General features: G+C 62.0%; 30 protein-coding genes and 1 tRNA gene. 19 read left to right on the plus strand and 12 right to left on the minus strand.

Going from position 1 to position 25,419, the window contains the following annotated elements; genetic code table 11:
• Positions 1–55: 55 nt before the first annotated feature.
• The 4 genes from ACS3WB_RS12925 to ACS3WB_RS12940 all read right to left on the minus strand — a co-directional run bounded on the left by ACS3WB_RS12925 (position 56) and on the right by ACS3WB_RS12940 (position 3,173).
• Positions 56–439, minus strand: a complete 384-nt coding sequence (locus ACS3WB_RS12925) for a cupin domain-containing protein (protein WP_438275909.1) — start codon at positions 437–439, stop codon at positions 56–58.
• Positions 440–495: 56 nt separating this feature from the next.
• Positions 496–1,293 (minus strand): glutamate racemase, encoded by a 798-nt coding sequence (gene murI, locus ACS3WB_RS12930; RefSeq protein WP_438275910.1) that lies wholly within the window; start codon positions 1,291–1,293, stop codon positions 496–498.
• A 114-nt stretch (positions 1,294–1,407) separates the two neighbouring features.
• The gene (locus ACS3WB_RS12935; protein ID WP_438275911.1) at positions 1,408–2,472 is read right to left on the minus strand and encodes an HD-GYP domain-containing protein; all 1,065 of its coding nucleotides are present in this window, start codon (positions 2,470–2,472) and stop codon (positions 1,408–1,410) included.
• A 143-nt stretch (positions 2,473–2,615) separates the two neighbouring features.
• The gene (locus ACS3WB_RS12940; protein WP_438275912.1) at positions 2,616–3,173 is read right to left on the minus strand and encodes a PAS domain-containing protein; all 558 of its coding nucleotides are present in this window, start codon (positions 3,171–3,173) and stop codon (positions 2,616–2,618) included.
• Between the two features lie 565 nt (positions 3,174–3,738).
• On the opposite strand from ACS3WB_RS12940, the gene ACS3WB_RS12945 reads away from it, so the two are divergent.
• From ACS3WB_RS12945 to ACS3WB_RS12955, 3 genes are all read left to right on the plus strand, one after another.
• Positions 3,739–4,122, plus strand: coding sequence for a hypothetical protein (locus ACS3WB_RS12945; RefSeq protein ID WP_438275913.1), 384 nt, complete (start codon positions 3,739–3,741; stop codon positions 4,120–4,122).
• Between the two features lie 113 nt (positions 4,123–4,235).
• Positions 4,236–5,036, plus strand: coding sequence for a rhomboid family intramembrane serine protease (locus ACS3WB_RS12950; protein ID WP_438275914.1), 801 nt, complete (start codon positions 4,236–4,238; stop codon positions 5,034–5,036).
• 199 nt (positions 5,037–5,235) lie between these two features.
• Entirely contained in the window at positions 5,236–5,664 is a 429-nt protein-coding gene (locus ACS3WB_RS12955; RefSeq protein WP_438275915.1) for a CBS domain-containing protein, read from the plus strand.
• A gap of 12 nt (positions 5,665–5,676) precedes the next feature.
• On the opposite strand, the gene ACS3WB_RS12960 is transcribed toward ACS3WB_RS12955, so the two are convergent.
• Complete coding sequence (locus tag ACS3WB_RS12960; RefSeq protein WP_438275916.1) at positions 5,677–6,732, minus strand: patatin-like phospholipase family protein; 1,056 nt, start codon at positions 6,730–6,732, stop codon at positions 5,677–5,679.
• A 183-nt stretch (positions 6,733–6,915) separates the two neighbouring features.
• On the opposite strand from ACS3WB_RS12960, the gene ACS3WB_RS12965 reads away from it, so the two are divergent.
• Positions 6,916–7,956, plus strand: coding sequence for a hypothetical protein (locus ACS3WB_RS12965; protein ID WP_438275917.1), 1,041 nt, complete (start codon positions 6,916–6,918; stop codon positions 7,954–7,956).
• Positions 7,957–7,982: 26 nt separating this feature from the next.
• Here the strand turns inward: ACS3WB_RS12965 and yidD are convergent, their stop codons facing one another.
• Positions 7,983–8,354 (minus strand): membrane protein insertion efficiency factor YidD, encoded by a 372-nt coding sequence (yidD, locus tag ACS3WB_RS12970; protein ID WP_438275918.1) that lies wholly within the window; start codon positions 8,352–8,354, stop codon positions 7,983–7,985.
• A gap of 229 nt (positions 8,355–8,583) precedes the next feature.
• Here yidD and ACS3WB_RS12975 point away from each other — a divergent pair, with 229 nt between their 5' ends.
• A complete protein-coding gene (locus tag ACS3WB_RS12975) occupies positions 8,584–9,507 on the plus strand; it encodes a hypothetical protein (protein ID WP_438275919.1) in 924 nt (307 codons plus the stop codon).
• Between the two features lie 155 nt (positions 9,508–9,662).
• On the opposite strand, the gene ACS3WB_RS12980 is transcribed toward ACS3WB_RS12975, so the two are convergent.
• Positions 9,663–10,118 (minus strand): iron-sulfur cluster assembly scaffold protein, encoded by a 456-nt coding sequence (locus tag ACS3WB_RS12980; RefSeq protein ID WP_438275920.1) that lies wholly within the window; start codon positions 10,116–10,118, stop codon positions 9,663–9,665.
• Positions 10,119–10,366: 248 nt separating this feature from the next.
• Between ACS3WB_RS12980 and folE the strand changes: the two genes are divergently transcribed.
• The 4 genes from folE (at position 10,367) to ACS3WB_RS13000 (ending at position 14,737) form a co-directional block, all read left to right on the plus strand.
• A complete protein-coding gene (gene folE / locus ACS3WB_RS12985; RefSeq protein ID WP_438275921.1) occupies positions 10,367–11,077 on the plus strand; it encodes a GTP cyclohydrolase I FolE in 711 nt (236 codons plus the stop codon).
• Positions 11,078–11,171: 94 nt separating this feature from the next.
• Entirely contained in the window at positions 11,172–11,612 is a 441-nt protein-coding gene (hisI, locus tag ACS3WB_RS12990; RefSeq protein WP_438275922.1) for a phosphoribosyl-AMP cyclohydrolase, read from the plus strand.
• A 171-nt stretch (positions 11,613–11,783) separates the two neighbouring features.
• Positions 11,784–12,800, plus strand: a complete 1,017-nt coding sequence (locus ACS3WB_RS12995; RefSeq protein WP_438275923.1) for a transglycosylase SLT domain-containing protein — start codon at positions 11,784–11,786, stop codon at positions 12,798–12,800.
• Positions 12,801–13,138: 338 nt separating this feature from the next.
• A complete protein-coding gene (locus ACS3WB_RS13000; protein ID WP_438275924.1) occupies positions 13,139–14,737 on the plus strand; it encodes a DUF2336 domain-containing protein in 1,599 nt (532 codons plus the stop codon).
• 250 nt (positions 14,738–14,987) lie between these two features.
• Here ACS3WB_RS13000 and ACS3WB_RS13005 read toward each other — a convergent pair whose 3' ends face one another.
• From ACS3WB_RS13005 to ACS3WB_RS13015, 3 genes are all read right to left on the minus strand, one after another.
• On the minus strand, positions 14,988–15,566 hold the full coding sequence (locus ACS3WB_RS13005; protein WP_438275925.1) for an Hpt domain-containing protein: 579 nt from the start codon (positions 15,564–15,566) through the stop codon (positions 14,988–14,990).
• An 11-nt stretch (positions 15,567–15,577) separates the two neighbouring features.
• Entirely contained in the window at positions 15,578–16,123 is a 546-nt protein-coding gene (locus ACS3WB_RS13010; protein ID WP_438275944.1) for a response regulator, read from the minus strand.
• A 96-nt stretch (positions 16,124–16,219) separates the two neighbouring features.
• On the minus strand, positions 16,220–16,999 hold the full coding sequence (locus tag ACS3WB_RS13015) for an NAD kinase (protein ID WP_438275926.1): 780 nt from the start codon (positions 16,997–16,999) through the stop codon (positions 16,220–16,222).
• A gap of 316 nt (positions 17,000–17,315) precedes the next feature.
• Between ACS3WB_RS13015 and ACS3WB_RS13020 the strand changes: the two genes are divergently transcribed.
• From ACS3WB_RS13020 to ACS3WB_RS13030, 3 genes are all read left to right on the plus strand, one after another.
• Positions 17,316–17,543, plus strand: coding sequence for a His-rich protein BRANT (locus ACS3WB_RS13020; RefSeq protein ID WP_438275927.1), 228 nt, complete (start codon positions 17,316–17,318; stop codon positions 17,541–17,543).
• Positions 17,544–17,703: 160 nt separating this feature from the next.
• Complete coding sequence (locus ACS3WB_RS13025; RefSeq protein WP_438275928.1) at positions 17,704–18,144, plus strand: hypothetical protein; 441 nt, start codon at positions 17,704–17,706, stop codon at positions 18,142–18,144.
• Positions 18,145–18,446: 302 nt separating this feature from the next.
• A complete protein-coding gene (locus ACS3WB_RS13030) occupies positions 18,447–19,163 on the plus strand; it encodes an outer membrane protein (protein WP_438275929.1) in 717 nt (238 codons plus the stop codon).
• 684 nt (positions 19,164–19,847) lie between these two features.
• On the opposite strand, the gene ACS3WB_RS13035 is transcribed toward ACS3WB_RS13030, so the two are convergent.
• On the minus strand, positions 19,848–20,033 hold the full coding sequence (locus tag ACS3WB_RS13035; RefSeq protein WP_438275930.1) for a hypothetical protein: 186 nt from the start codon (positions 20,031–20,033) through the stop codon (positions 19,848–19,850).
• A 237-nt stretch (positions 20,034–20,270) separates the two neighbouring features.
• On the minus strand, positions 20,271–20,552 hold the full coding sequence (locus ACS3WB_RS13040) for a FecR/PupR family sigma factor regulator (protein WP_438275931.1): 282 nt from the start codon (positions 20,550–20,552) through the stop codon (positions 20,271–20,273).
• Between the two features lie 245 nt (positions 20,553–20,797).
• Here ACS3WB_RS13040 and ACS3WB_RS13045 point away from each other — a divergent pair.
• The 7 genes from ACS3WB_RS13045 (at position 20,798) to rplL (ending at position 24,900) form a co-directional block, all read left to right on the plus strand.
• A tRNA-Trp gene (locus ACS3WB_RS13045) sits at positions 20,798–20,873 on the plus strand.
• Positions 20,874–21,142: 269 nt separating this feature from the next.
• Positions 21,143–21,334, plus strand: coding sequence for a preprotein translocase subunit SecE (secE, locus tag ACS3WB_RS13050; RefSeq protein WP_438275932.1), 192 nt, complete (start codon positions 21,143–21,145; stop codon positions 21,332–21,334).
• Positions 21,335–21,362: 28 nt separating this feature from the next.
• Positions 21,363–21,893: a transcription termination/antitermination protein NusG gene (nusG, locus tag ACS3WB_RS13055; protein WP_438275933.1), complete on the plus strand. Its 531-nt coding sequence runs from the start codon at positions 21,363–21,365 to the stop codon at positions 21,891–21,893.
• Positions 21,894–22,082: 189 nt separating this feature from the next.
• Positions 22,083–22,511 (plus strand): 50S ribosomal protein L11, encoded by a 429-nt coding sequence (rplK, locus tag ACS3WB_RS13060; RefSeq protein ID WP_438275934.1) that lies wholly within the window; start codon positions 22,083–22,085, stop codon positions 22,509–22,511.
• Positions 22,512–22,517: 6 nt separating this feature from the next.
• On the plus strand, positions 22,518–23,210 hold the full coding sequence (rplA, locus tag ACS3WB_RS13065) for a 50S ribosomal protein L1 (protein ID WP_292695905.1): 693 nt from the start codon (positions 22,518–22,520) through the stop codon (positions 23,208–23,210).
• 739 nt (positions 23,211–23,949) lie between these two features.
• The gene (rplJ, locus tag ACS3WB_RS13070) at positions 23,950–24,468 is read left to right on the plus strand and encodes a 50S ribosomal protein L10 (protein WP_438275945.1); all 519 of its coding nucleotides are present in this window, start codon (positions 23,950–23,952) and stop codon (positions 24,466–24,468) included.
• A 54-nt stretch (positions 24,469–24,522) separates the two neighbouring features.
• Positions 24,523–24,900 (plus strand): 50S ribosomal protein L7/L12, encoded by a 378-nt coding sequence (gene rplL / locus ACS3WB_RS13075; protein ID WP_438275935.1) that lies wholly within the window; start codon positions 24,523–24,525, stop codon positions 24,898–24,900.
• Positions 24,901–25,419 lie beyond the last annotated feature (519 nt).

The raw sequence follows: 25,419 nt of genomic DNA on the forward strand, positions 1-25,419 counted from the left end.
GTCTGCACTGTAACCGGGTTGGCAGGTGTTTGCTTCAGCTTCCTGGTTTGATGCGTCATTTGGCGGGTGAGGCCAGCGGCCTGGCTTTGTCCACGATGTAAACCCCAAGGACCTTCAGCGGTTTGTCGCCTGTGACCTTGGCGTCATGGATGGCCCCGGCCGGAATCGAATAGGAATCGCCGGCCTTCAGATGCAGCGGCGGTTTGCCGTCGATCAGGAGGTCGGTTTCGCCCTCGAGGATATATCCGGTCTCGATTCCGGGATGGGTGTGGCGCCCGGCCGAGCCGCCGGGGCCGATTTCAGCGAGACCGGTGACGGTCAGATAGCCTTCGGGAAATTCGATCTTTTGCAGTGGCGTGCGCTTGATGCCCTGTGCAAGCGCCGCGCTCGCGCACAGCAGTGCGGCGATGCTCAGTCCAGCCAGTATCTTTTTGCTCATGGCAGTTCTCCCTGTCCGGTAAAGCTAGTAGGCACACGGAAAAACCGAAAGCGTACTTAGGCCGGAACGCGACCCCCGAAGAACGGCGCCAGCGCGTCGGTCAGCGGGTGAGAGCGGCCCGAGGTAAAGATCAATTCGGGCGACAGTTCGCGACCGCCGTCGTCGCCCGGACCGAGCAGATCGACGACGCGCCGGGCAATCGCCGGGGCCGGGTCGATCCAGGCTACCGGCCAGGGCGCAAGCCTTATCAGCCGATCCAGCAGCAGCGGGTAATGCGTGCAGGCGAGCACGATGGCGTCCGTGCGCAACTCTCCACCGTCAGCGGCGGTAACGAAACACGGCGCGATCTCGCTCAGGATATCGGCGTCGGCGACGGTTTTGCCGCGCAGGGCGTCCTCCGCAAGCGCGGCGAGGTTTGCCGCGCCGACCAGCGTCACAGTGCAGTCCTGTGCGTGATTGCGGATCAACGCCTGGGTGTATTCGCGCTGCACGGTCGCCCGGGTGCCGAGCACCGAAACGCGCTTGGTCTTCGATGCCGCGCAGGCCGGCTTGATCGCAGGAACCGTGCCGACGAACGGCACGGAATAGGCGGCGCGCAACGGTCCCAGCACCGAGACCGACATCGTGTTGCAGGCGATCACCGCGATGTCGGGGGCGTGGGCGGCGATCAGTTCGCCGACCAGCGGCACCACGCGGGCGATGATCTCGTCTTCGCTGTGATGGCCATAGGGAAAGAAGGCGTCATCGGCGACATACACGTAGCGCGCGCCGGGCAGAACCTTGACGATCTCCCGCAGCACGGTGAGACCGCCGAGGCCGGAATCCAGGACGAGAACGGTAGGGATGTGTGCCACGCGAAAATTCGGGACGGTCGAGTCGCCACCGAGTTTTGACCGATTGGATCGATTTGTCCATTGCGGACCGGCCCGCTGGCGATACTTTCAGGCGGTGAGCGCGGCGGTTGCCAACTATCGCGATCGGGCTGACGGTTTCGTGCCGTTAAGTGCGACACTCCGGAACGCCTTTACCAGAGCGCCTTCCAGCTTGCCGTCCATGCCGCAGAGGATCTTGTAGGCATCCGGCCGCGACATCGCCGGCCGATAGGGCCTGAGTTCGATCAGCGCCGCGAAAATGTCCGAGATCGTCAACAGCCGGACGAGATCGCTGATCTCGGACCCCGCAAGGCCATCCGGATAGCCGGAGCCATCGAGATACTCGTGGTGGTGCCTGACGCCGTCGAGTGCCTCGCTGCTGATCTTGGGTATGCCTTTCAGCAGGTCGTATCCGATCACGGGGTGGCACCGCATGATCTCTTCTTCGGCCGGCGTCAGTTCTCCCCGCTTGTCGAGTACGGCGAGGGGAATGCGTGCCTTGCCGATGTCGTGAAGCGTTGCCGCAAGTCCGAGCCGTTTCACGTCGACCTCGCAAAAGCCGAGGTCAAGGGCAAAGCCCACCGCTATTCCCGTCACCAGCAGACAATGCTGAAACGTGCCTTCGTGGTGACGGCGGATTTCATCGAGCCACCGGTTGAAACCGTTTCGCGCGATATTCGTGATGATCTGCGACGTGGCATATTCGGCATCCGCCAGATTAACCGGGTTGCCCTCCTGTGCTGTCGAGAACATCGACGCAAAGGCCATCGCGCTGTTCTTTGTCTCCGGCGAGGCGCTATCGGCGTCGTTGTGGTCCGCCTTTTCGTCATTCGCGAACTGGATCAGTTTCGAAATGATTTCGCGCGGGCGCGACACCACGGTGGTGGCGCCGAGCGCGTAGGCCTGTGCGATCATGACCTGAAGATGGGCAGGAACGACGAACATCTTTTCAGGGTTCGTCCGCTTGACTCGCAGGACGCGTTTGATCCGTTCGACGCAGTCCTTCTTGCGCAGGTCGGCATCGACCATCAGCATGCCGCTGGCGCCGGTCTGCGTGTCGTCGCTTTGCAGAACTTGCGGCACAATGTGGAATTGCGGCTCCAGCATCGCGCGGATCGCCGGTATCTTCCCAGGTTCGTCAGTGACATAATTCACGAGCATGACGATGTTCTGGCTCTGGCGACACGGACAGCACCGCTCGCATGGTACGAGCAACGGTAACAAAATCCCTTTCTACTCGGAAAACCCCTAACGCAAGTATAATAATACCCCGACAGCTCAGCACAACCCTGGATCGGTCCGGGTCAGCGCAGCCCTTCGTAGACCATGAAGCCGCGGGCGATCGCGAGCTTCTTTAGCGCGCGGGGGATGAAGCGCTGCGGGGGATGGTTCATGTAACGCCACGAGGTGAGGGCGAACTCGCCGAGCGGCTGCCCGTTGTGCTGGACCGGCGCCAAAAGCCCGGTCATGCTCATGGGCGAGTGGGTGCGATTATTGAAGGGAAGCAGCAGCAGTTCGAGATGCGCGATCGATCCGTCCCGCGCTGTTGCGGTTACGCCGGCGACGGCGGCGAGGAGTTCTTCGGATACGATGCCGAGCATATCGGTGATCTCGGCGCGGCTTGCAGCGTCAAACAGGGCGGCAAAGTCCTGCCCTTTGAGGTCGCGGTCGAGCAGGGCGCAGACTCGTGTTCCCGCGACACGGAACGGATAGCTGAGCTTCGGTTCACAGGAGAGCACGAAGATGTCTCCGAGCAGTTCGCGGATCGCGGCCGGCTCGATCTCGCGCCGGTCGGGAGCCCGCTCGCCGTCACGCTTTTCGTCCCAGTAGGCATAGAACGCCCGGTTCGATGGGTGCTTCATGGCTTAACCGTCCTGACTCAGCGCCATACGGACATCTCTGTCCGGTTTGAGGGCACTGCTGTTCCGTTTCTGTTGTGCAGGAGGGGTGTTGCAGCGTCCATGCCGCAGGCGGTTCTGGACGACCTCAACGCGGGTCTTTGTGTCGTTAACGTTAAATTAACTATCGGCGTGGGGAGATCTTAAAAGCGGATATGATCCGGCCGCTGGTTTTCCGCCGTTTTTTCTCCAGGTTGCGGCGGCGACGTGTCGAACTGCTCCGGTCTTGCCGGCACACGCGGTATTTGCGGATTTCGGCCTCACCGAAATTCGTGCGGCGGAATCCTCCCGCGAAACAATCGAGACATAAGGGAGGGTTTCTCAGACCCTCCCTTTAATTTTTTGATCCACGCGGTGGACGCCTGCAGGCTTCGTCATCGCCGTCGCCAAGATCGACAGCAAGGGCAGGATTGAGGTATTGGTGGCGTCGATCCGGCACCAATGCCGGCCGAAATGGTAATGGCATGAGACGGATAGAGCATAATTCGGCGCTTATCCCGTACTCGATGATGGCAGAGGCAAACGCTGGATGAGACAGGCGGGGAAAGTCTTGCGCTTTTGGATGTCCGTTCTAGGGGTAGTGATCGGCCTTCAATCGGCCTGTCTCGCGGCTGGTTCCGGTGGCTCCGCCACTCCGGATCAGGCTGTTGAAGGAGAAAAAGCGGCCGTCCCGAGCAAGGACGCCGCCCCGGCTTCCGAGGCCGTCGACCCGCCCGCCGCTCAGCCGAGCGAGGCCTCCACGGAAAAGGAAGAGGTCGTCCCTACGGGGAAGGAAAGAGACAGGGATCACAGCGCCCGAAGTCTGCAGGAAATGTTGATCCTGTTCCTGAAAGGCGCGGCGGCCCTGACCGCTTTGGTGCTCTTTTACAAAGGACTGAAACGCGTTTTCGGCCCCAAGCAACAGAGCGAGTGATGTTGCAGCACCGTCCGGCGGTATTGTTCGTCAGTCCGATTACATCGTTTGCCTGCTCCGCCCGAGCCGCCGGTTGCGGCCCATCGCCCGCTTGAGCCGACAGGTCGCAGCCCTTGGACTCTCCGCCAAACTTTCCCTCAGATATCCCGCCCGAACCGCGGCGTGAGCCGATTCTGACTCTGCCGGGACCGCTGACCGCCTATATCTGCCTGCTTGCGATCGTTCATGTCGTTTGGTCGGCGCTTCCGCCCGAACTGGAATACTGGACCATCGAGGCGTTCGGCTTTATCCCGAAGCGATACGATTCCAGTCTTTTGCCGACGGCATTCCCGGGAGGAAGCGGCGCCAAGGTCTGGACTTTCGTGACCTATTCGCTGCTGCACGCCAACCTCAGTCACATCGGCTTCAACGTGCTGTGGCTGCTGCCGTTCGGCAGCGCGGTGGCGCGTCGTTTCGGCGGCCTCAGGTTTTTTCTTTTCATGGCGGTGACTGCCGTCGCCGGCGCGATCGCACATCTTTTGAGCCACGAGCACAGCATAGCGCCGATGATCGGTGCATCGGCATCGGTGTCCGGTGCGATGGCGGCGGCGATCCGCTTTGCTTTCGTGCGCGGCAGCTTCCTGTCGTTCCGCAGTGACGATGCCGTCGCTGCTGCCCAGGTGCCGGCGCTGTCGCTGATGCGCGCGCTGCAGAATCCGCGTGTGCTGGCGTTTCTCGCGATCTGGTTCGGCATCAACATCATCTTCGGGATGGGATCGGTCGCAATCGGCGCCGAGCCGGGCTCCGTCGCCTGGCAAGCCCATATCGGAGGCTTTCTGGCGGGCCTCGTGCTGTTTTCGCTGTTCGATCCCGTGCCGCGTCCACCGCATGATGCGGCGAGTGAGCCGTCCGGCGGGGCGGATCGGGTCCCGTAACGCGCACTTGCGACTAACAGCCTGCTTGCGGTGCTGAGAGATTTCATCCATCATCGCTGTTTATTCAGGCGAAGTGAAATTCGTTTCGCGTGAAGAAAACGTTTCGCCGTTTCGCGCGCGAAAAATCGAACGTTCGACTGTCGCCTGAGAGCGACGATTGCGCATCGCTACCGCGCGATCTCCTCCGCAGGAGGCGACAATGACAGTATGTGCCATTCTCAGCGCCAAGGGTCACCAGGTCGTCAGCGTCGAGCCCGACGTCAAGCTCTCGGCTGCGGTGAAAATTCTGTCGGACCAGCAGATCGGTTCCGTCCTCGTCATGACGGGAGGGTGCATCGACGGCATCCTGTCCGAGCGTGACATCGTACATGCGCTCCACGCGCGCGGCGCCGCTGCGCTCGACGAACCGGTCAGTGCCGCCATGACCCGCAAGGTGGTCAGTTGCCGGTTGTCGGATACGGTCGCTCACCTCATGGAAGTCATGACGGCGGAAAAATTCCGGCATCTGCCGGTGGTGGAGAACGACAGGGTGGTCGGTCTGGTGTCCATCGGAGACGTCGTCAAGCTGCGCGTTCAGGAATTCGAAGTCGAGCAGGAGGCCCTGCGCGACTACATCAAGACCGCCTGAGCACTCGCAATATCAGATGTCGGCGCCGGCATCCGCCTCTGGACTTGGAGACGGCGGGGCCAGAGTCTCGATCGCCTCGACGATCGCTTCGATGGCACGATCCGCGGCGCGTGTGCCGTGTGTGATCAGGTCGTTGGCGCGATGGAAATCGAACCATCCAATCTGACCGACCCGAGGCTGGATCAGCAGGTCCGGCGGATCGCCGGCGAGCCGCGCGCGGGTGATGCGGTCCTGCATGATGTTGAAGGCGTCGGTCATGACCGTCATGACACCGGGGCGGCCGCCGCCTCCGAACAGTTCGCGCTTGACGGTTCGCTCGGCGGAAAAGAACTTGCCGAAGCCACGTTTTGGCGGAACAGCTTCGACGATATTCTCCCGCGGCTCGCTCTTCGCACCGTGAGAGAAGATCGTGATGCTGTGACCGAAGACGTCGTTGGAAAGGTTGGCGGCGATCACGATCTCGGCGCCCAGAGCGCGGGCAGTCGAGACCGGCACCGGATTGACCAGCGCGCCATCGACCAGCCAGCGATCGCCCACAAGCATCGGCGCAAAGATTCCAGGCAGCGCATAGGATGCGCGCATCGCATCGACCAGCCGGCCGTGCGTGAGCCATATTTCATGGCCGGTGCGGACTTCAGTGGCGACGCTTGCAAACTTGAGAGGCAGTTCCTCGATCCGAATCTGGCCAAGCGACGCCTCGAGCCGGGCCGTCAGCTTGGCGCCGCCGATCAGTCCGGAGCCGTTCAGCCGGATGTCGAGATAGCTGAAGATGTTCCGAGGCTGCAGGCTGCGGGCCCATTCCTCCAGCGTGTCGAGGCGACCGGCGGCATAGGCACCGCCGACCACGGCGCCGATCGAGGTGCCGACCACGACGTCGGGCTCGATGCCATGCGCGATCAGGGAGCGGAGAATGCCAATATGGGCGAAGCCGCGCGCGGCGCCGCCGCCGAGAGCGAGCCCGATTATCGGCCGCTTGACGGCGTCCAACCCCACCTTTTGGCCATTCGACCCGTTGCGGTCGCGGCTGTTCGGATCCTCAAGCACATCGGTTTTCTCTAGGCGCGACATCGGTTTTCCGTTCCTTCCGGGATACCGCGAACGCATGAAGGACATGGCCTTGCCGGAGAAATTATCACCGGTCAAAGACGTTTCAACCGGAAGGGGCGGGTTTTATGCATTCCACAGCGGGATGCAGTCATGAGTGAATGGTGAGGCTTGAATTTGCCGTGTTTTCCGGGAAAAACCGGCGCCATGGTATTCGGGGGCAATCATCGATTCATGTCGGGCTGGCGCGCGTGGCTTTTGCTCGTCGCGCTCCTTGTGACATTTCCGCACGCGGCCCCCGCACAACTCTTCGGCGAACAGCCGCCGCCGGTGCCGCCGGCTCCCGTTCCCGAAGCGCCGTCGGGGCCTGCGATCAGCCTGGCGCCGTCTTCCGGTCCTGCTTCCATGCCGAACCTGCCTGCGCCGTTAACCCAGGTGCCGGCCGCCGCGGTGCCGCTGACAGCCCCGCTGCCCAGCCTCGCCGCTCCGGCGCAGGGTGTTCTGTCGTTGACGGCGCGCTATGGCAAGGATCTGCCGGTCATCAACAGCGGACTTGTCTGGCGAGTCTACACCGATCACCCCGATGAGACCGGCGTCTTCAAGCTGATGCGCGAGGACCATGGCGCGACTCCCAACATCGTACTGCCTCCGGGAAACTATGTGGTGTACGTCTCGCTGGGATTGGTCAGCGCGGCGCGTCCCGTGACGCTGAAACCGGATACCGACCGCGAGTCGTTCGTGTTGCCGGCGGGGGGCCTGCGGATCGAGGGCCGCGTCGGCACCTCGATGATTCCGCCGAACCAGATTTCCTTCAGCATCTACAAGGGCAGTCAGTTCGAAGGCTCCGAGCGCGCGCCGCTCGTGCCTAACGCCACCGCGGGCGACGTGCTGATCTTGCCGGAGGGCACCTATTACATCGTCTCCAACTACGGCGATGCCAACTCGGTGGTGCGATCGGACATCCGCGTGCAGGCGTCGAAGCTGACCGACGTGACGATTTCGCATCGTGCCGCGGTCATCACGTTGAAACTGGTCAGCGACAAGGGTGGCGAGGCGCTCGCCAACACCGCGTGGTCGGTGTTGACGCCCGGCGGCGACGTCATCAAGGAATCGATCGGCGCATTTCCCCGCGTGATCCTCGCCGAGGGCGAATATCGTGTGATCGCCAAGAACGAAGGCAAGGTCTTCGAACGCGGCTTCGATGTCGTCAACGGCGTCGACGGCGAGATCGAAGTCGTCGCGCATTAGATCCTCCCGATCAAAGCAAAAATGCTCTAATCGGAAATCTCGCCGTCGATGTTTTCCGGACCGTTCACGCCTCGCCAGCGGCCGTAACGCCATGGCCGATACCAGGCGGCCCCGGACGGTTTCGCTGGCGGAACGTTGTCGATTCCGGATGTTCCCCAGGGATGACAGCGTAACAGCCGCGCCAGCGTCATCCAGCCGCCGCCCCATAATCCGAAACGCTCGATCGCTTCGTCACCGTAAGCCGAACACGTCGGCAAGTGCCGGCAGTTGAAGCCCACGAGCGGCGAGAGGGTGTGGCGATAAATCCAGATCAGCATCCGTCCGGCATTGCGAGGCAGCCGCATCGCGGCTCCCGCGCACTCCGGACAAAACCTTGAACTCGTCGGCGTCGGCTTCATGACTCTTGCGGGTTCCGAGGTTGGAACCGTTCAACTTGGTAATTTCGCCACGGTGCCAAGATATCGCATACTCTCCCTGCTACACGTAGCAAAGGTTGTATGGACGCTGACGAATAGCGCAGCTAGTTTTTCGAATGGCCTGATGCCAGAATCACCCGCGCGATCTTTGGCGCGAGCATCGGGCAGCGCATGGGAATTGGGGAAGATCGGAGCACGGGGAAGAACCGAATTGAGGCGCGCGGAATCATCTGGGGTCTACGGACGGGCGCTCCTGTGCGTCGCGTTTTTATGTTTCGCCTCGCCTGGCCTGGCGGCGCCGCTCGATAATCCGGCTTCACCGGGCACCACGGTCGAAGCCCGAAAGCAGCCGATGCGATTCACCTGGATCGCCTGCGAGCCGCACTGTCGGGACTGGATCAGCGCGGTCGGCATCGTCACTGCGGAAACCCCGAAAGCCTTCGAAGATTTCAGCGCCGGACGTGACATTGCCGGCATGACGGTCGTGCTGGACTCCGGCGGCGGTTCGGTCAACGACGCCATCGCGTTGGGACGGCGCTGGCGTGACCTCGGCTTGCGCACGACGGTCGGGACCAGCGTGGTTGCCAAGACCGTCGCCGGCGATCGCGCCGCGGTGCTGCCGGACGCCTATTGCGAGTCCATGTGCGCGTTCATGTTGTTGTCAGGCAAAGCCCGCTATGTCCCTGATGGCGCGCATGTTCGTGTCCATCAGATCTGGATGGGTGATCGCGCCGACGATGCCAGGGCCGCCAGCTACTCCGCCGACGATCTGATGATCGTGGAGCGCGATATCGGCCGCCTCGCCAAATACACCTTCGATATGGGGGGCGGCGGCGATCTGCTTTATCTCGCGCTCAGCATTCCTCCGTGGGAGAAACTCCACGAGTTGTCGGGAGCGGAATTGCGTTCGACCAATCTGGTGACGACGGACAACGTCGCGGATGTGTTGCCGGGCGGCGGGACCACGGATGCTCCCGTTGCTGGCCTCGTCACGAAACCGGTGCAGGATCGCTTTCCGGCAAGCGTTGCGAATACGGCTGCGGCTGGAACGATCGTCAGCAAACAGACCAAGACCGCCGAAGCAGTTCCGACCGGCGGTGTAGCGGTGGCAACTCCGCCGGCTCAGAATCCGTAAGAGTGTTCAGGTGGAACGGCTTGATCCGTTTCAGCTTCGCGGGGGAGCTACAGCGCTTTCGAGCGAAGCATGTCCTCGGGCATGATCCGGGGATGGATATCGTTCGCGGGAAGAAAACGCGTCAAATCAAATCATAGAGCCCGTTTCAGATTCTGTCAGAGTCGGGAAGGCTCCAACGCGGTCGATTTGGCCTCGATCTGGCCGATGGCGTCGACCACGGCGTCAAACGTCAGCATGGTGGACGCGTGTCGCGCCTTGTAGTCGCGTACCGGTTCGAGCAGCGCGATGTCGGCCCATTTGCCCTCTGGAGGCGCGCCGTTTTCCTTCAGCATTCTGCGCACGGTCTCGCGCAGTTCGCGTAACTCCGTGGCGGTCGATCCGACCACATGGCGGGCCATGATCGAAGAGGAGGCCTGGCCGAGCGCACAGGCCTTCACGTCGTGGGCGAAGTCGGTGACGACGGGCCCGTCCATCTTGAGATCGATCCTGACGGTGGATCCGCACAGCTTCGAGTGGGCCGTGGCGCTGGCGTCCGGCGCCGGAAGGCGGCCCAGGCGGGGAATATTGCCGGCCAGTTCGATGATGCTCTTGTTGTAAACGTCGTTCAGCATCAGATTCCAAAACTTTGAATTCGCTGAAGAGGAAGGCGATGCTCTTGGCGTCGGGAACCTCGGGGCCTATATATGTATCTATTGCCGGGAAACGCAATCCGGCGATTTTCCGTCGCACCCGGATTGAAGTTGAATTCGGGCGTCGCAATGTTCAATATCAAGGGACTCAGGCGTCCGGTAGCCGCAACGCTGCCCCGTCTGCCCGGTGACACTCCGGTCTCAAGCGAGGCCGGTCGAACGGAGTAAAGATGGACGCTTTGATCAAGCCGCTGCGCGGCGTCAAACCTGTTGAAGCCAAATCCAATAACGCCAAACCTGCCGGGTTCGCTCCCGCTGAACTGGATCCGTCCGAGTTTCTGGCGGCCGCCGCTCAGCCGGACCGGTCGCGGCCGTCGCGGCACGAGGCGGAGCACGCGGTCAGGACTCTCCTGTCCTATATCGGCGAGAATCCCAACCGGGAAGGGTTGCTCGATACGCCGCGCCGTGTGGTTGAGGCCTATGACGAGATCTATCAGGGCTATCATCAGTGCCCGGCCGAGGTGCTGAACCGCACCTTTGGCGAGACCGCCGGCTACGACGATTTCGTGCTGGTGCGTGACATCGCGTTCACCTCGCAATGCGAGCATCACATGATGCCGTTCTATGGCAAGGCGCATATCGCCTACACGCCGGTCGAGCGCGTGGTCGGGCTGTCCAAGCTCGCGCGCCTGACCGATATCTTCGCCCGGCGTCTCCAGACCCAGGAGCACATGACCGCGCAGATCGCCGCCGCTGTCGACGAGGTGCTCAAACCCCGCGGCGTCGCCGTGATGATCGAGGCGGAGCACACCTGCATGTCGGTGCGCGGTGTCGCCAAGCATGGTGCGATGACCTTCACCAGCCGCTTCACCGGTGTGTTCCGCGACAATCCGGCGGAGCAGGCGCGCTTCCTGTCGATGGTGCGAGGGAGCGGCCGCTAGAGATTTTCCCGCTTCTGACGACATCAGAAGCGGGCACTCCGCTTTGCGCCACATCGCGGCGTCCACCCTCGAGGGTTTTTCTGAGGGATTCCCTGTGTCTTCACCCGTATCTTCATCTCAGGCCGGAATCGAGGAGGACCTCACGTTCCGGCCCCGCTTCGATGCGTCGGGCCTCGTCACATGCGTCGCGACCGATGCCACGACCGGCGACGTGCTGATGGTCGCGCACATGAACGAGGAGGCGCTGCGGCGGACCGTCGAGACCGGCGATGCCTGGTATTACAGCCGTTCGCGCAAAGCGTTATGGCGAAAGGGCGAGAGTTCGGGTCAGGTCCAGCGGGTGGTCGAGATGCGGACGGACTGCGATCAGGACGCCATCTGGATCAAGGTCGAGCAGCGCGGCGCCGCCTGCCATACCGGACGGCGCTCGTGCTTCTACCGGGCGGTGACAAAAGGCGAGAACGGCGAAGCGTGCGTGAGGTTTGTCGATGCCGACAGACTGTTCGATCCGGCCGAGGTCTATAAAAAGTCCTGAGCGCTTCCGCGCCACTGCTGCGCTGGGCCCGTTAAGACGCTGTTAACCATAATCTTCCACCTTGCTCCCAGGGAAAGCCGTGCGCTGCCGGTGGGAGTCGGCGTGGACGGCGAATTGCCGAGATCGCGTTGAAATGCGAGCGGTCGTTTCGCGGGGAGCGAGAGACCAACCATGACCGTCGATGCCGCCAACGCCGCAGCCGATCCGTCGCGCGCCGGACTGACCGGCCTTTTCAGCGGGATCGCGACCGCCATCCGGAAGGCGGCCGATGTCACCGGGGCGAGCTTCGAATACCTTCTCGCAACCGCCAAGATGGAATCCAATTTCAACCCTCAAGCCGCCGCGCCCACCTCGTCAGCCAAGGGGCTTTTCCAGTTCATCGAACAGACCTGGCTCGGCACGGTGAAAGAGGCGGGTCCCGCGCTCGGCTACAACGGCTATGCCGACGCCATCACCCGGTCCCCGTCAGGCAGCTATTCCGTCAGCGATCCCGCCACGCGCGCCGCCATCCTCAAGCTGCGGGACGATCCGGCCATCGCATCCGCCATGGCCGGCGTGCTGACGCAATCCAACAGCTTCAAGCTGACCGGCCTGATCGGCCGCCGGCCGACCGACAGCGAACTTTATATGGCGCATTTCATGGGCGTCGGCGGAGCCGCGAAGCTGATCGCGAACGCGGAGGACAATCCGCAAGCATCCGGCGCGCGGCTGTTTCCGAATGCCGCCGCAGCCAACCGCCCGATCTTCTTTGATCCCGACGGCCGCGCGCGCAGCGTGTCGGAAGTCTACGCCGATCTGGACCGGCGCTACGCCGTCGCGGCCAACTCGCCCGCAAGCCGTGCGGCGATGGCCTCACTCGGCGTCACTGCGCCGGTGGCGGTCGCGTCCGCGGCCCAGTTCTCGGCGTCGTCCGATAACGCGCTTTACCTGTCGCGTCTGCCCGACACGCGCGGCGTGACGCCAATTGCGGCATCATCGGCGGCGACCGCCTCCGCCGCGCCGAGCCAGCCGGTATTCCGCTCGCTGTTTCAGGTCGGCGAACGCACGCAGCCGGTCTCGCCGGCGGTTCAGGAATTGTGGGGCACGCGATCCGTCGCGACCGGCCCGGAGGCTCAGACGCCGTCCGGGTCCGATTCACGCCAGCCTTTCGATCTGTTCAGCGACCGCAGCGGCGCTTACAGCGGCTAGAGCTTCGCTTCTCATTGAATTAAAAGCGAAGCTCCAGATTATTGTTTTAATGCGTTTTCTTCACGCGAACCGGTATCCGCTTCGCTCGGAACGCTTACAGGCTTCCCGCTCCGGCGAAACGCGCTCATTCATCGCTCATTGCGATTTTGCGACAAACTCCGGCCGTCTGTTCGTAAAGCGAGACCATCCGCTCGCGCCTTCCGACGCATTCCGCGTTAACGAAACGTCAACGAAGGCAAACCGTTATGGTGAACCCTTTGTTAAGCGTCATGGTTTATTTTCTATGACAGTGGCATCGGATCACGATGTCGTCTCAAGTTGTGTAAGCCGGAAAGACCATGATCGTTCGGCAATTCATCAGTTGGGTGCGCACCGCTCCCGCAGGCGAGCGGGCGGAAGCGACACGAGCGCTGGCTCGCGCCTGGCTCATCTCCGATCTCTCCGATGACGATCGCGCGGCCGCCGAGGGCGCGCTCCTGATGCAACTCGACGACTCCTCGCCGCTGGTTCGCCAGGCGATGGCGGAGGTCTTCGCGCGCAGCGCGATCGCGCCCGCAGCCATCGTCCGGGCGCTTTCGGTCGATCAACCTTCGGTTTCCATCCCGGTTCTCGAACATTCGCCGCTCCTGATCGATGCGGATCTGGTCGACATCGTCGCGACAGGCAACAACGACGTGCAGTGCGCCGTCGCCCGCCGTGCCCGCATTCCGGTGTCGGTCTGCGCGGCCATCGCCGAGGTGGGCTCGGCGGCGGCGGCCCTTGAGCTGATCAAGAATCCGGGCGCCAATATCGCGCCGATGTCATGGGACCGCATCGTCGAACGGCACGGCCACCACGCTGCCATCCGGGAATCGATGCTGGCGCTCGACGATCTGCCAGCGGCGACGCGGTTCGCGCTGATCGGAAAGCTGTCGGATACGCTGGCGCAGTTCGTCGTCGCGAAGAACTGGCTCAGTGCCGATCGTGCCGGTCGCGCTGTTGGCGACGCGCGCGATCGTTCCGTCGTCAATCTCGCAGCTCAAGCGCGAGACGACGATATGCGCGGTCTGGTCGCGCACCTTCGCGCCACCGGGCAACTCAACGCCGGGTTGATCCTGCGCGCGCTGCTGTCGGGCAATCACGATCTGTTCGACCATGCGCTGGTGGAATTATCGGGCCTGCCATTGAACCGCGTCGTCGCATTGGTTCACGATCGCGGCGCCGCGAGCCTTCCTGCGCTGCTGACGCGGGCAGGGCTGCCGGGATCCACGTTCCCCGCGTTTCGCGCCGCGCTTGAAGCGCGCGACGAGATCGGCTTCGTCGGAACGGTCGATGGCGCGACGCGATTGCGCCGCCGCATGGTGGAGCGCGTTCTGACGATGTGCGAAACCGCGCCGACTGAGGTTTCGGAGCCTCTGCTGATTTTGCTGCGGCGTTTCGCGACGGAATCGGCCCGAGAGGAAGCGCGTGTGTTCTGCGACGAGCTGGTTGCGGAACGAGCCGCGGAGCGTACGTTTGCGGAGGCTCCGGTTTGCGAGCCACCGTTATCCGAACCCGAATGGTATGAGTCGGATTTCCGCGAAGAATATCGCGAACCTGTGTCTGACAGGCCGCGCTTCTTCGATCGCTTCAGGTTCAAAGTTCGGGTCGATGATCGCCAGCCGGATGAAGCCGTGTTTGACGATGCGGAATCTTGCGAAGCGGAGCCTTGGGAAGCGCAGCCTTGGGAAGCGCAGCCTTGGGAAACGCAGTCCTGGGAAACGGAGCCTTGCGAAGCTGAGCCTTATGAAGCCGAACCTTGTGCGGTTGTGTCTTATGAACCTGAGCGCATCGAACCGAGGTTTGACGAGTCGGCGCTTTGCGAATCCGCTTTCGGTAAGCCGAGCCTTGACGAATCCAGAGATCCGCCGCGACCGTATCGCGAACCGCTGCTTAGCGATCTGCTCGCGGCTGCGTAACTGTACGACATCCTCGTCGTCCTTTGGACGCAGGATCCGCCTCGCGGATTCGGCGGCACGAAACCAGGGATGACTTGGCGTTTTCGCGCGAAGCATCTCCGCGGGCTTGACCGGAGGATGAAATCCGGTTCGTGTGAAGACACGCGTGAAATCAAGAAAGCAGAGTCTTTCATCGTTCCGTGAAACGGGGAAAGACCCGACCAGCGAATTTTGCGAATTGGATTCCCGAGTTCGCAGGGACGACTCGATGCTATTCCACCGGCGCGAGGCTTGGCGCGAGGATGGCTTCGAGGTGCTCGGGCCGGTCGCGGTTGACGGCGGCGAGATACTCGTCGGCGACGAGGCGAAGTTTGCGATTGATTTCTTTAGCCATGGCCTCGGTGCCCGGGCTCGTATGCTCGCGCACGATCGCCTGGATCGCGTTGATGTGATAGGCGATCAGTTCCGCAGGCACGCGCTCGAGGGCCGGCGAATGTTCGATGATGCGGCAGAGGCTTTCGGCGCCGGCTGCGGCGAAGGGATAGCCGAAAGTCGCGGCGTCGCCCTTGATGTCGTGCGCTGCGCGAAACAGTTCGTCGCGCGCGGCCGGGGTAAATCCGTCCTTGACGATAGCCGCGTGGGCGGCGGCAAGACGGTCCCGCTCGATTGCCATCCAGGTTGAGAATTCGTTGGACAATCCCGCCAGCGCCTTCTCCGCGCGTGCGACCGGATCCTCGAAAGTTTTCTCGTCGACAAGACGCACCACTTTGCGCAGCCGATTGGGCGGCGTGATGACGTGATGGTCGGCGAATGCCTCGACCTTCAGCTCTGGAGAATCTTCCTTCTGCATGGCGCGGCTCGTCAACCCGGGGTCCGGGCTTTATCCAGAAGCGATGGATGCGGAATGACTTCCGGCTCCTTGGTGCCGCGGCGCTCCGGGCCGATATAGGCATTGCTGGTGTTGCGCCGGCGGTCGGGACCGAAATAATTCTTGGTCTTGATGAAAGGCCGCGGCGAGACCACGACGTTGAGGATCCGCTGATAGAGCCCCTTGGCCGAAATCGGCTTCGCCAGAAATTCGGTAACGCCCGCATCGCGCGCAACGGTGACGCGCCGCTTCTCCGAATGGCCGGTCAGCATAATGATCGGCGCGAACGGATTTCCTTTCGATTCCGGCTGACGGATCATCTGCGCAAGCTCGATGCCGTCAAAGATCGGCATCGCCCAGTCGGTGATGACGATATCGGGAACGTAATGGGTATACATTTCGAGCGCGGTGGCGCCGTCTTCGGCCTCGTAGACTTCGCGTGCGCCGAATGAATGCAGCAGGGTGCGCAGGATGCGGCGCATGTGCGCATTGTCGTCGCAGACGAGAAATCGCAGCTTGTTGAAATCGATGCCGTACATGGTGGGATGCGGACCCGGTATACCCACCATTAACTATATGCCGACGCCGTTAACGAATGGTTGCCGGCTTTGTCCGGTCGGGGCAGGAACGGCGCGTCAGTAGCCGAACTGCTCGCGCAGGATTCGTTCCTCCAGGCTGTGGCCGGGGTCGAACAGCATGCGCATCGCAATCGTCTTGTCGGACAGGATCTCGACGCGGCGGACGTTGCGGGCTTCGTCGTGGTCGGCGACGGCGGCCACGGGGCGTTTTTCCTCTTCGAGCACCTCGATCGCCACGACCGCGGTGTCCGGCAGCAGCGCGCCGCGCCAGCGCCGCGGGCGGAAGGGGCTGATCGGGGTCAGCGCCAGCAACGCAGCGTTGATCGGCAGGATCGGCCCCTGCGCCGACAGGTTGTAGGCGGTGGAGCCTGCCGGTGTCGCGACCATGACGCCATCGGCGATGAGTTCGGCCATGCGCTCGCGCTCATCGATCAGGATGCGCAGCCGCGCGGCCTGATGGGCCTGACGAAACAGCGACACTTCGTTGATGGCGTGATGGATGTGAACGGCACCGTGGACATCGGTCGCGCGCATCAGGAGCGGGTGGATCACGGTGTCGGTCGCGGCAGCGAGGCGGGCGTGCAGATCCTGCCGGCTGTATTCGTTCATCAGAAATCCGACGGTGCCCCGGTGCATGCCGTAGATCGGCTTGCCCGATCGCATGTTCCGATGCAGCGTTTGCAGCATCAACCCGTCGCCGCCGAGCGCAACCAGCACATCGGCGTCTGCGGGATCGTGATTGCCGTAAATCGCGACCAGTTCGGTCAGCGCCTGCTGGGCTTCGGGGCTGGCGCCCGCGACAAAGGCGATCCGGTCGTACGGTGGGGATGAGATCATGATGTTTCGAAGGCTGAGTGTCGTATCCGGCCACGCCGGTTGTCGAGGCCGCACTTAATCGCGCTTTGAGGTCGCGTGTCGAGGCCCGGGTCTGCCCATGGTTAGCGAAAGGGCAGGGCTCGGCCGGTCGCGTGTTCTCTTAGGGCAGATGACATGCATTCCGTCGCAAAATGAGCAAACGTTCATCAAGGTGAACAAAGACCCCCGCCGCGCTTCAGCCCGCGTTCAGTGGCGCGGTCTCATGGTGGTCCCTGATCGAAGAGCCCGGCCATCCGGACGGCGACCTCGGCGATCCACGCTTCAAGGAGACCAGTCCATGCTCAAGACCATTTCCGCCGCGCTGCTCGCGGCCTCCGTGCTTGTTGCGCCCGCGATGGCCGGCACCGTCCACACAAGCCAGACCCCGGCGGCCAAGACGACAACCCTCAAATCGAAAGTGCTGAACGCCAACGCCAAGATGGGACATCATCATCGTTCCAGCCGGCATGTCCGTCACCACCAACATCGCCATCATCATCACGCCCATACCCGCACGCATCGCTGATGATCTCGGAAGCCGATCGCGGCCTGCGGTCATCGTTTCCGGTGTCGGCAGGCCCGATCTTCTTTCCCACATTCATTTGTGTCGATAACTGAATTGCGAATTTCATTCCGCCTCGAGGCAGGCTAGTCATCGGTGAAGTCATGAACCTGAAGACGGACCGGTGTTGGGGGCATCTGCAAAATTCATGGCGATCGCGCTGCTGGCGGGATCGCTCGCGGCCTGCGTGACCGATGGCGGTGACCAGGGCAGCGATCAGGGCGGCATGGTCTATACCGATGATCGCGGTGTCACCAATCAACCATTCCCGACCGACTATCGCGCGCAGGTCCTGGCGTTCCTGAGAACCTACCTCAACAATCCCGTCGGCGTCCGTGACGCCGCGATGGCCGAGCCGGTTCAGCGCACCGTCGGCGGCCGGCTGCGTTACGTGAGTTGCCTGCGCTACAATGCCCGCGAGATCGACGGCAGCTATAGCGGCGTGGTGCAGCGCGCGGCGGTGTATGTCGATGCCCGGCTCGATCGCATGATCGAGAAAGCCGGCGAGATCTGCGCCGGCGTCACCTACGCGCCGTTTCCCGAATTGGAGAAATTGACGCGCTAGGAGGCCGCCGGTAGTCGAGCGCTTACCCGGTCGATCACATTTCAGAGAACCTGGAACCTCAGGACCCGGCCAGCGACCCATTTGAATGTGAATGGTGTTGAATGGCGTCTCCTGTGCAGCGACTTGGCTTTGTGGCCGGGAGATCCTACATCGGAACTTGACGGTGTTGTTTGCGGATCACGGTTGTAAATCGTCGCGGTAATGTTGCCGCCGTCTGGCAACCAAATTCGCGCCACGTTGTTTGACCATGGTCATACCCGAACGAACGATGATGGTATCCGACGAAAAGGGGGAACCCCATCATGAAGAAATTCTTGCTCACGGCTGCGGCGGTTGCCGCTTTCGCCGCACCGGCGCTTGCCGCTGATCTTCCGCCACGGCCTTATACCAAGGCGCCGCCGGCCTATACGCCGACGCAGGCCGTCTACAACTGGACCGGCTTCTACATCGGCGGTCATCTTGGCGGCGCATTTGGAGGCGGCGACAGTCTGGGTGGAAACGACGGCCGTTTTCTCGGCGGCGTACAGGGCGGCGCGGATTATCAGTTCGCGAACAACTGGGTGCTCGGTCTCGAAGCCGAATATAGCTGGCTCGCCAGCGCCAACAGCAGCCTGACATTCCCGGGCGGGAGCATCGTGACCGGCGACGACCGCGGTCTCGGCTCGGTGACCGGCCGGCTCGGCTACGCCTGGGGGCCGGCGCTGCTATACGCCAAGGGCGGTTATGCGTTCCGCGACAGCAAGCTTGGCGTAACCGACGCAGCCGGCGTGCCGCTGGCTTTCGCAACCACCGGCAATCGTGACAACGGCTACACCGTCGGCGCCGGTCTCGAATACATGTTCGCGCCGAACTGGTCCGCCAAGGTGGAGTATCAGTATTACAATTTCGGCAAGACGACGTTTGCCGCGGGCTCGCCTCCGGACGTCGTCGGAGCGAACTTCCGTAATGACGAGCATACCGTCAAGGCCGGCGTGAACTATCGCTTCGGCTGGGGCGGACCCACGGCCTCTCATTACTGAGATCGTCGGCGGAGCGATTCAACGCCTGATCGGAAAAGGATATCGTTAAAGGCCGGCTTCGCGCCGGCCTTTTTCATGATCTAATTATTTGAATAGTTCATGTCATGAACCATGGCACCCGAACTAAACAGAGGATCGTGGTTTCAGGATTGCTTTAGCGGCAGCAATGGTGAAATGGAAACTACCCCTTCTTGAACTGTGATTGCTAACGTGAAACCCGGTTCTTGTATCGACGTAATTTCCGAATTGGTTTTGTTTTAGCCACGGCCCTGGATTGTCCCACCACAGCAATTTTTTCTCTATGCCCCGCGTCACCGGATCGTCCGTCATTTCAATCCAAATACGTTTGAAGTGCACCTCGGGACCAAAGATTTCGTAAGATATTTTCATCATTGAGATCGCGGAAGGTCACGAGCGTCGGCATGGCGCGGTTGCCATCCCTGCGTCGCAGACGATGACGGCTTCAGCTTCGCTCATGTGCTCGTTCACACGACGCGTAAACAGATTTTTGCACGCATTCGTTACGGGATCGGCGCGAGCGCATTGAAGATGAGAGGCAACCGTCCGATCTGAACCGGAGGCGTTGCATTCATGAAAACGCTAACGAGGAGCGTCGCGACTTCGACGCTGTCAGTGCTCCGTCGCAATGCCGCCTGATCGTGACGCCGCTTCCGCGTCTCCGCATCAAATGCGATCGACCCTTAGAAACAGCGTCCAGATCGCCAGCATCAAAGTTGTAATCGCCAGCCAGTGCGGATGGACACAGAATGTCGCGCCGTAATAGCACAGTTGATCGGCGCCGATGCCGTAGTTGCCGGCGCCATAGAACGCCAGCGTTGCCAGCGCCATCATGGCAGTTACCAATACCATCGGATACTCCCGATGTTGCCGGCGCGGTTGAATTCCCTTTCCGGGAAATTCGCCGCGGCCGCTCCTGTCTGGAAAAAATTCTAGGGCGGCTGCCGTGAAGCAAGCGTAAATCGATGCCTCGGTTTTTCTGCGAATGGCGTGGTGTACTGTTGCCGCCGTGGCCGACCCGCTGTTCAGCGGGCAGCCACAGAAGGAACTCGTTCGGACTCGGGCAGGGGACAGGGGATCGACGCCCGTTCACCCATGCATCAGGACGAGGGCGCCGGCAACGAGCGCCACGCCGAAAATCGCGATGGCCACGAACATGCCAAGGCGGCGGGGTTTACCGCCCGAGGGAGCGTTGCCCGTCAGCCGTTCGGCCGCCTCATAGGCTGATCTGTTTTCCGGATCCTGATCGATCCACGCTTCAAAGGCGCAGGACTCGTGCGCGCTTTGGTTGACGTCACGGTTTTTCAGGACCCAGGCGGCCGCCTCCTGCTGTCGTTTGCTGTCCGCCTGCGGTGATTGACTGGTTGTCATCGTGACCTCTGATCGTCCGTTGCGCCCCCGTGCCTAGAGATGTCCTTCTCCGAAGGGCCGCCTAATCAATACCGGGTGGGCGGTCGAGGCAATATGAGATTCCCCGAAGCTTTTGGGGCAGGTCCGGCGGGATAGGGAGCAGCGTGCGGTCTTGACCGCATGTTGCCATCCGCCTTCTCAAAAACAGGGCGCATGCATTTTAGGGCTGACGGAGCGTTTTGCGTTCGCTATAGAGGCACCGCGCTAGGAGTGTAGCTCAATTGGTAGAGCACCGGTCTCCAAAACCGGGGGTCGCAGGTTCGAGCCCTGCCACTCCTGCCAGCTAATCCTTTGAAATATCCATGCCTTGCGGCCGTCATTGCGAGCACATTGCCAGGCCGCGGCGGCCGACCGCGCCCTTGACCTTTTCCGCCGGCGGCAGTAGATAGCGGCACCTGCTGTCGGCCCGGTTGACGGATATCCGACGCGGCTTTGAATTTCCCGGACAGTCGAGCCCGCTGGGCGACTACCCTCAAACGGAGGGGTGGGCGCGCGAAAGAGGCTGTCCGGATCTCCGAACCAGATCGGCAAACGAACGCGGATTATCGACGATGGCTTTCAGCCCGTTCAAGTTCCTGCAGGAAGTGCGTACCGAAACCGCGAAGGTCACCTGGCCGTCGCGTCGGGAGACCACGGTCACGACGATCATGGTGTTCCTGATGGTGGCGTTGGCGTCGATCTTCTTCTTCTTCTCGGATCAGTTAATCCGGTTTTTCATCACGTTCGTCCTGAGCCTTCATTAAAGACACGAACGACTCGCGGAACTGAACCATGAGCATGCGCTGGTACATCGTCCACGCCTATTCGAACTTCGAAAAGAAGGTCGCCGAATCGATCCGCGAACAGGCCAAGCAGCGCGGGCTGGAGGATCTTTTCGAGCAGGTGCTGGTGCCGACCGAGAAGGTCACGGAAGTCCGGCGCGGCCGCAAGGTCGATACCGAGCGCAAGTTTTTCCCCGGTTACGTGCTGGTGAAGATGAATCTCACCGACGAGGCGTTTCACCTCATCAAGAACACTCCGAAAGTCACGGGTTTCCTTGGTGCCGAGCACAAGCCAATGCCGATTTCCGAAGCCGAGGCCATGCGCATCATGCACCAGGTGCAGGAAGGCGTGGAGCGGCCCAAGGCGTCGGTGTCGTTCGAAATTGGCGAGAACGTGCGCGTGGCCGATGGCCCGTTCGCGTCGTTCTCCGGTGTGGTCGAGGAAATCGACGAGGCCCGCTCGCGCGTGAAGGTCGCGGTGTCGATCTTCGGTCGCGCGACGCCGGTGGAACTGGAGTTCGGTCAGGTCGAGAAGGTATAAGTTTTTTACCTCTCCCCGCCTGCGGGGAGAGGTTGACCGCATAGCGGTCGGGTGAGGGACTCTTTCACGATGTGACCCCTCATCCCGACCCTCTCCCCGTAAAAACGGGGCGAGGGAGCAGGCAAACATTGTGGGAGGTGAGGGCGGTCGCCAGCCGCCTTAAGCCGTAACCACCAAAAGGAGTGACGCATGGCGAAGAAAGTGACTGGATACCTGAAATTGCAGGTGCCGGCCGGCGCGGCGAACCCGTCGCCGCCGATCGGCCCCGCGCTTGGTCAGCGCGGCCTCAACATCATGGAATTCTGCAAGGCGTTCAACGCCCAGACGCAGAAGGAAGAAAAGAACACGCCGATTCCGGTGGTGATCACGATCTATGCGGATCGTTCCTTCACCTTCGAGATGAAGACCCCGCCGATGTCCTACTTCCTCAAGCAGGCGGCGAAGATCCAGTCCGGCTCCAAGGCGCCGGGCCGCGATTCCGCCGGCAAGGTGACCAAGGCGCAGGTGCGCGAGATCGCCGAGAAGAAGATGAAGGACCTCAATTGCGACACCGTCGAATCGGCCATGAACATGGTCGAAGGGTCCGCCCGCTCGATGGGCCTTCAGGTGGCGGAGTAAGCAATCATGGCAACCGGAAAACGTTTGAAGAAGGCTCGCGAAGGCATTGATCGGGAGAAGCTTTATCCGATCGCCGAGGCCATCAAGCTGGTCAAGGAACGCGCCAAATCAAAGTTCGACGAGACCATCGAGATCGCGATGAATCTCGGCGTCGATCCGCGCCACGCCGACCAGATGGTGCGTGGCGTCGTCAGCCTGCCGAACGGCACCGGCCGCACGCTGCGCGTCGGCGTGTTCGCGCGCGGCGCCAAGGCCGACGAAGCCAAGGCCGCCGGGGCCGACGTCGTCGGTGCGGAAGACCTCGTTGAAAAGGTGCAGGGCGGCACGATCGACTTCGATCGTTGCATCGCCACGCCGGATATGATGCCGCTGGTCGGCCGGCTCGGCAAGGTGCTCGGCCCGCGCGGCATGATGCCGAATCCGAAGATCGGTACCGTGACGATGGACGTCGCCGGGGCCGTGAAGGGCGCCAAGGGCGGCTCGGTCGAATTCCGCGTCGAGAAGGCCGGCATCGTGCAAGCCGGTATCGGCAAGGCGTCGTTCTCGGAGGAGAAGCTCGTCGAGAACATCAAGGCGCTGGCGGACGCGGTGGCGAAGGCGAAGCCCGCCGGCGCCAAGGGCACCTATATCCAGCGCATCGCGGTGTCCTCGACCATGGGGCCCGGGGTCAAGGTCGAGCCGGGAACCGTGCTCGGCTGAGACCGGAATCGCTTGCTAGCGAAGGCGGGATCGGAGCTTTCCGGGCCCGCCTTTTGTTTTTGTGAAGCGATCGATGCCCGTCGACATCCGGGCTGCCCCGCCATCCTTGGTATCGTTGATGCCTGCCGGCGAGATGCGATATTTTGTCCAGATCGAAAGCTGGCCGGAAAATTGCATGATTTAGGACTTGGCAACGCAGCAGAGATTCGTTAAATACCGCGCTCCCGGACGTGCTGGCTTGCGCTCGCATGTCCGTGTTCGCATTCCAAAAATCCAACGAGATAGGAGTCTTTGCCTTCCCGCATGTCCATTCGGATGGTTCGGGAGGACGAGGCGTCAATCTGCTGGGTTCGACGGTGCGAAACGGGGGTCTTCAGTCGTCCTCTCAGGGATGATGTTGTCGACCTCATCCTGTCCGAGACTGCAGGCGCCCGCGGCGAACGCAAGTTCGTCCAACGGCTTAATCGCATGGCCTGCATAGACGGGTGAAGACCGGATTTCGCTTTCCGCCGCCATGAGCGGAAGGCAGCGGATTGGGTTCGAACCTCGACACCCCGTGCCTTGGCCGTGAGGCCTTTGGATGCGGGAGGGCAGGCTACTGAATGTCGTCACGCCTGGCGTGTCTCGGGACCGGTTTCTCGAAACCGATGTCTCGGGATCAGGTTCCGGGCTGGACGACGGGTATAACCCGGCGGTCCCAGCCTTCGAGGCGAAGGCCGCCAAACGGAAAGAGCTTGCTGTGGAACGAGCGGCAAAAAAAGAAGCGGTCGAACAGCTCAACGAGACCTTCAAGTCCACGGGCGTCGCGATCGTTGCTCACTATTCCGGCCTCACGGTGGCCCAGATGCAGACCCTGCGCAAGCAGATGAAGCAGGCGGGCGCGTCGGTGAAGGTCTCGAAGAACCGTCTCGCCAAAATCGCTCTTGAAGGCACAGACGTCGTTGCCATCGGTGCCCTTTTGAAGGGCCCGACCGTGATCGCGACTTCCAGCGATCCCGTGGCGGCGCCGAAGATCGCCGTCGAATTCGCCAAGACGAACGAGAACTTCGTCGTGCTCGGCGGCTCGATGGGAAAAACCGTGCTGGACGTGAACGGAGTGAAGGCGCTCGCCTCGCTGCCGTCTCTCGACGAACTGCGCGGCAAGCTGGTCGGCCTTCTGGTCGCACCGGCGACCAAGATCGCCCAGCTCTCGACGGCGCCCGCGGCCAAGCTCGCGCGCGTTGTCCAGGCCTATGCCTCGAAGGGCGAAGCGGCGTAAGGCCCTTCGTCAAGTCAATCTGGTTCGAACCGAATACGTTAAAGGAATATATCGATGGCTGATCTGCAGAAGATTGTTGACGACCTCTCGGCGCTGACCGTGCTCGAGGCTGCCGAACTGGCAAAGCTCCTCGAAGAGAAGTGGGGCGTGTCGGCCGCCGCCGCCGTGGCTGTCGCCGCTGCGCCTGGCGCCGGCGGTGGCGCTCCGGCCGCCGAGGAGAAGACCGAGTTCACCGTCGTGCTCGCAGCCGCGGGCGACAAGAAGATCGAGGTCATCAAGGAAGTTCGCGCCATCACCGGCCTCGGCCTCAAGGAAGCCAAGGATCTGGTCGAAGGTGCGCCGAAGCCGCTCAAGGAAGGCGTTGCCAAGGACGAGGCCGAGAAGATCAAGGCGCAGCTCGAAAAGGCCGGCGCCAAGGTTGAACTTAAGTAACAGGTTACACGAGCGTCCCCCGGAACTGGCGGAAGTTTTGTTCCGGGGGTGCTTCACCAAGGACCTCGATGGTCGCGCGCGGCCAGATGCCCTGAGGTAAACGGGATTCCCGGACGGGCGCGATCCGATCGCGCTCGGCGGGTGCAGCATCCGGACCATGTCCGGCTGGTTGTACACAGGAAAGTGTGGATAGGCGGGGGAGTCACCCCTCGAATTTCCGCGATTGCCATCCCATATTGGGGCGGCAGCACGAAAGCACAGCGGATGACGAGAACGGCGGCGTTCTCTCATAAGCTGTTGGGAGAGCAGCGATTTCGGGCTTTTTCGGTCCGTTTGGAGATGTGTTTGACGGGCTGGGTGTACGCATGCACCCCGCACGTCGTTTTGCGTTCTGCGAGCCTGGCGTTCCGGTTCAGGATTGAAATCCTGATATTTGCGTTCCGCTCCTGAGAGCGTTCCAAGATTCACCCCGGGGGCGATGCCAATCGCGCTTCGGAAGGTTCGCCCCACGGGCGACGA

The organism is Nitrobacter sp., from assembly GCF_051535215.1.
Classification (GTDB): domain Bacteria; phylum Pseudomonadota; class Alphaproteobacteria; order Rhizobiales; family Xanthobacteraceae; genus Nitrobacter.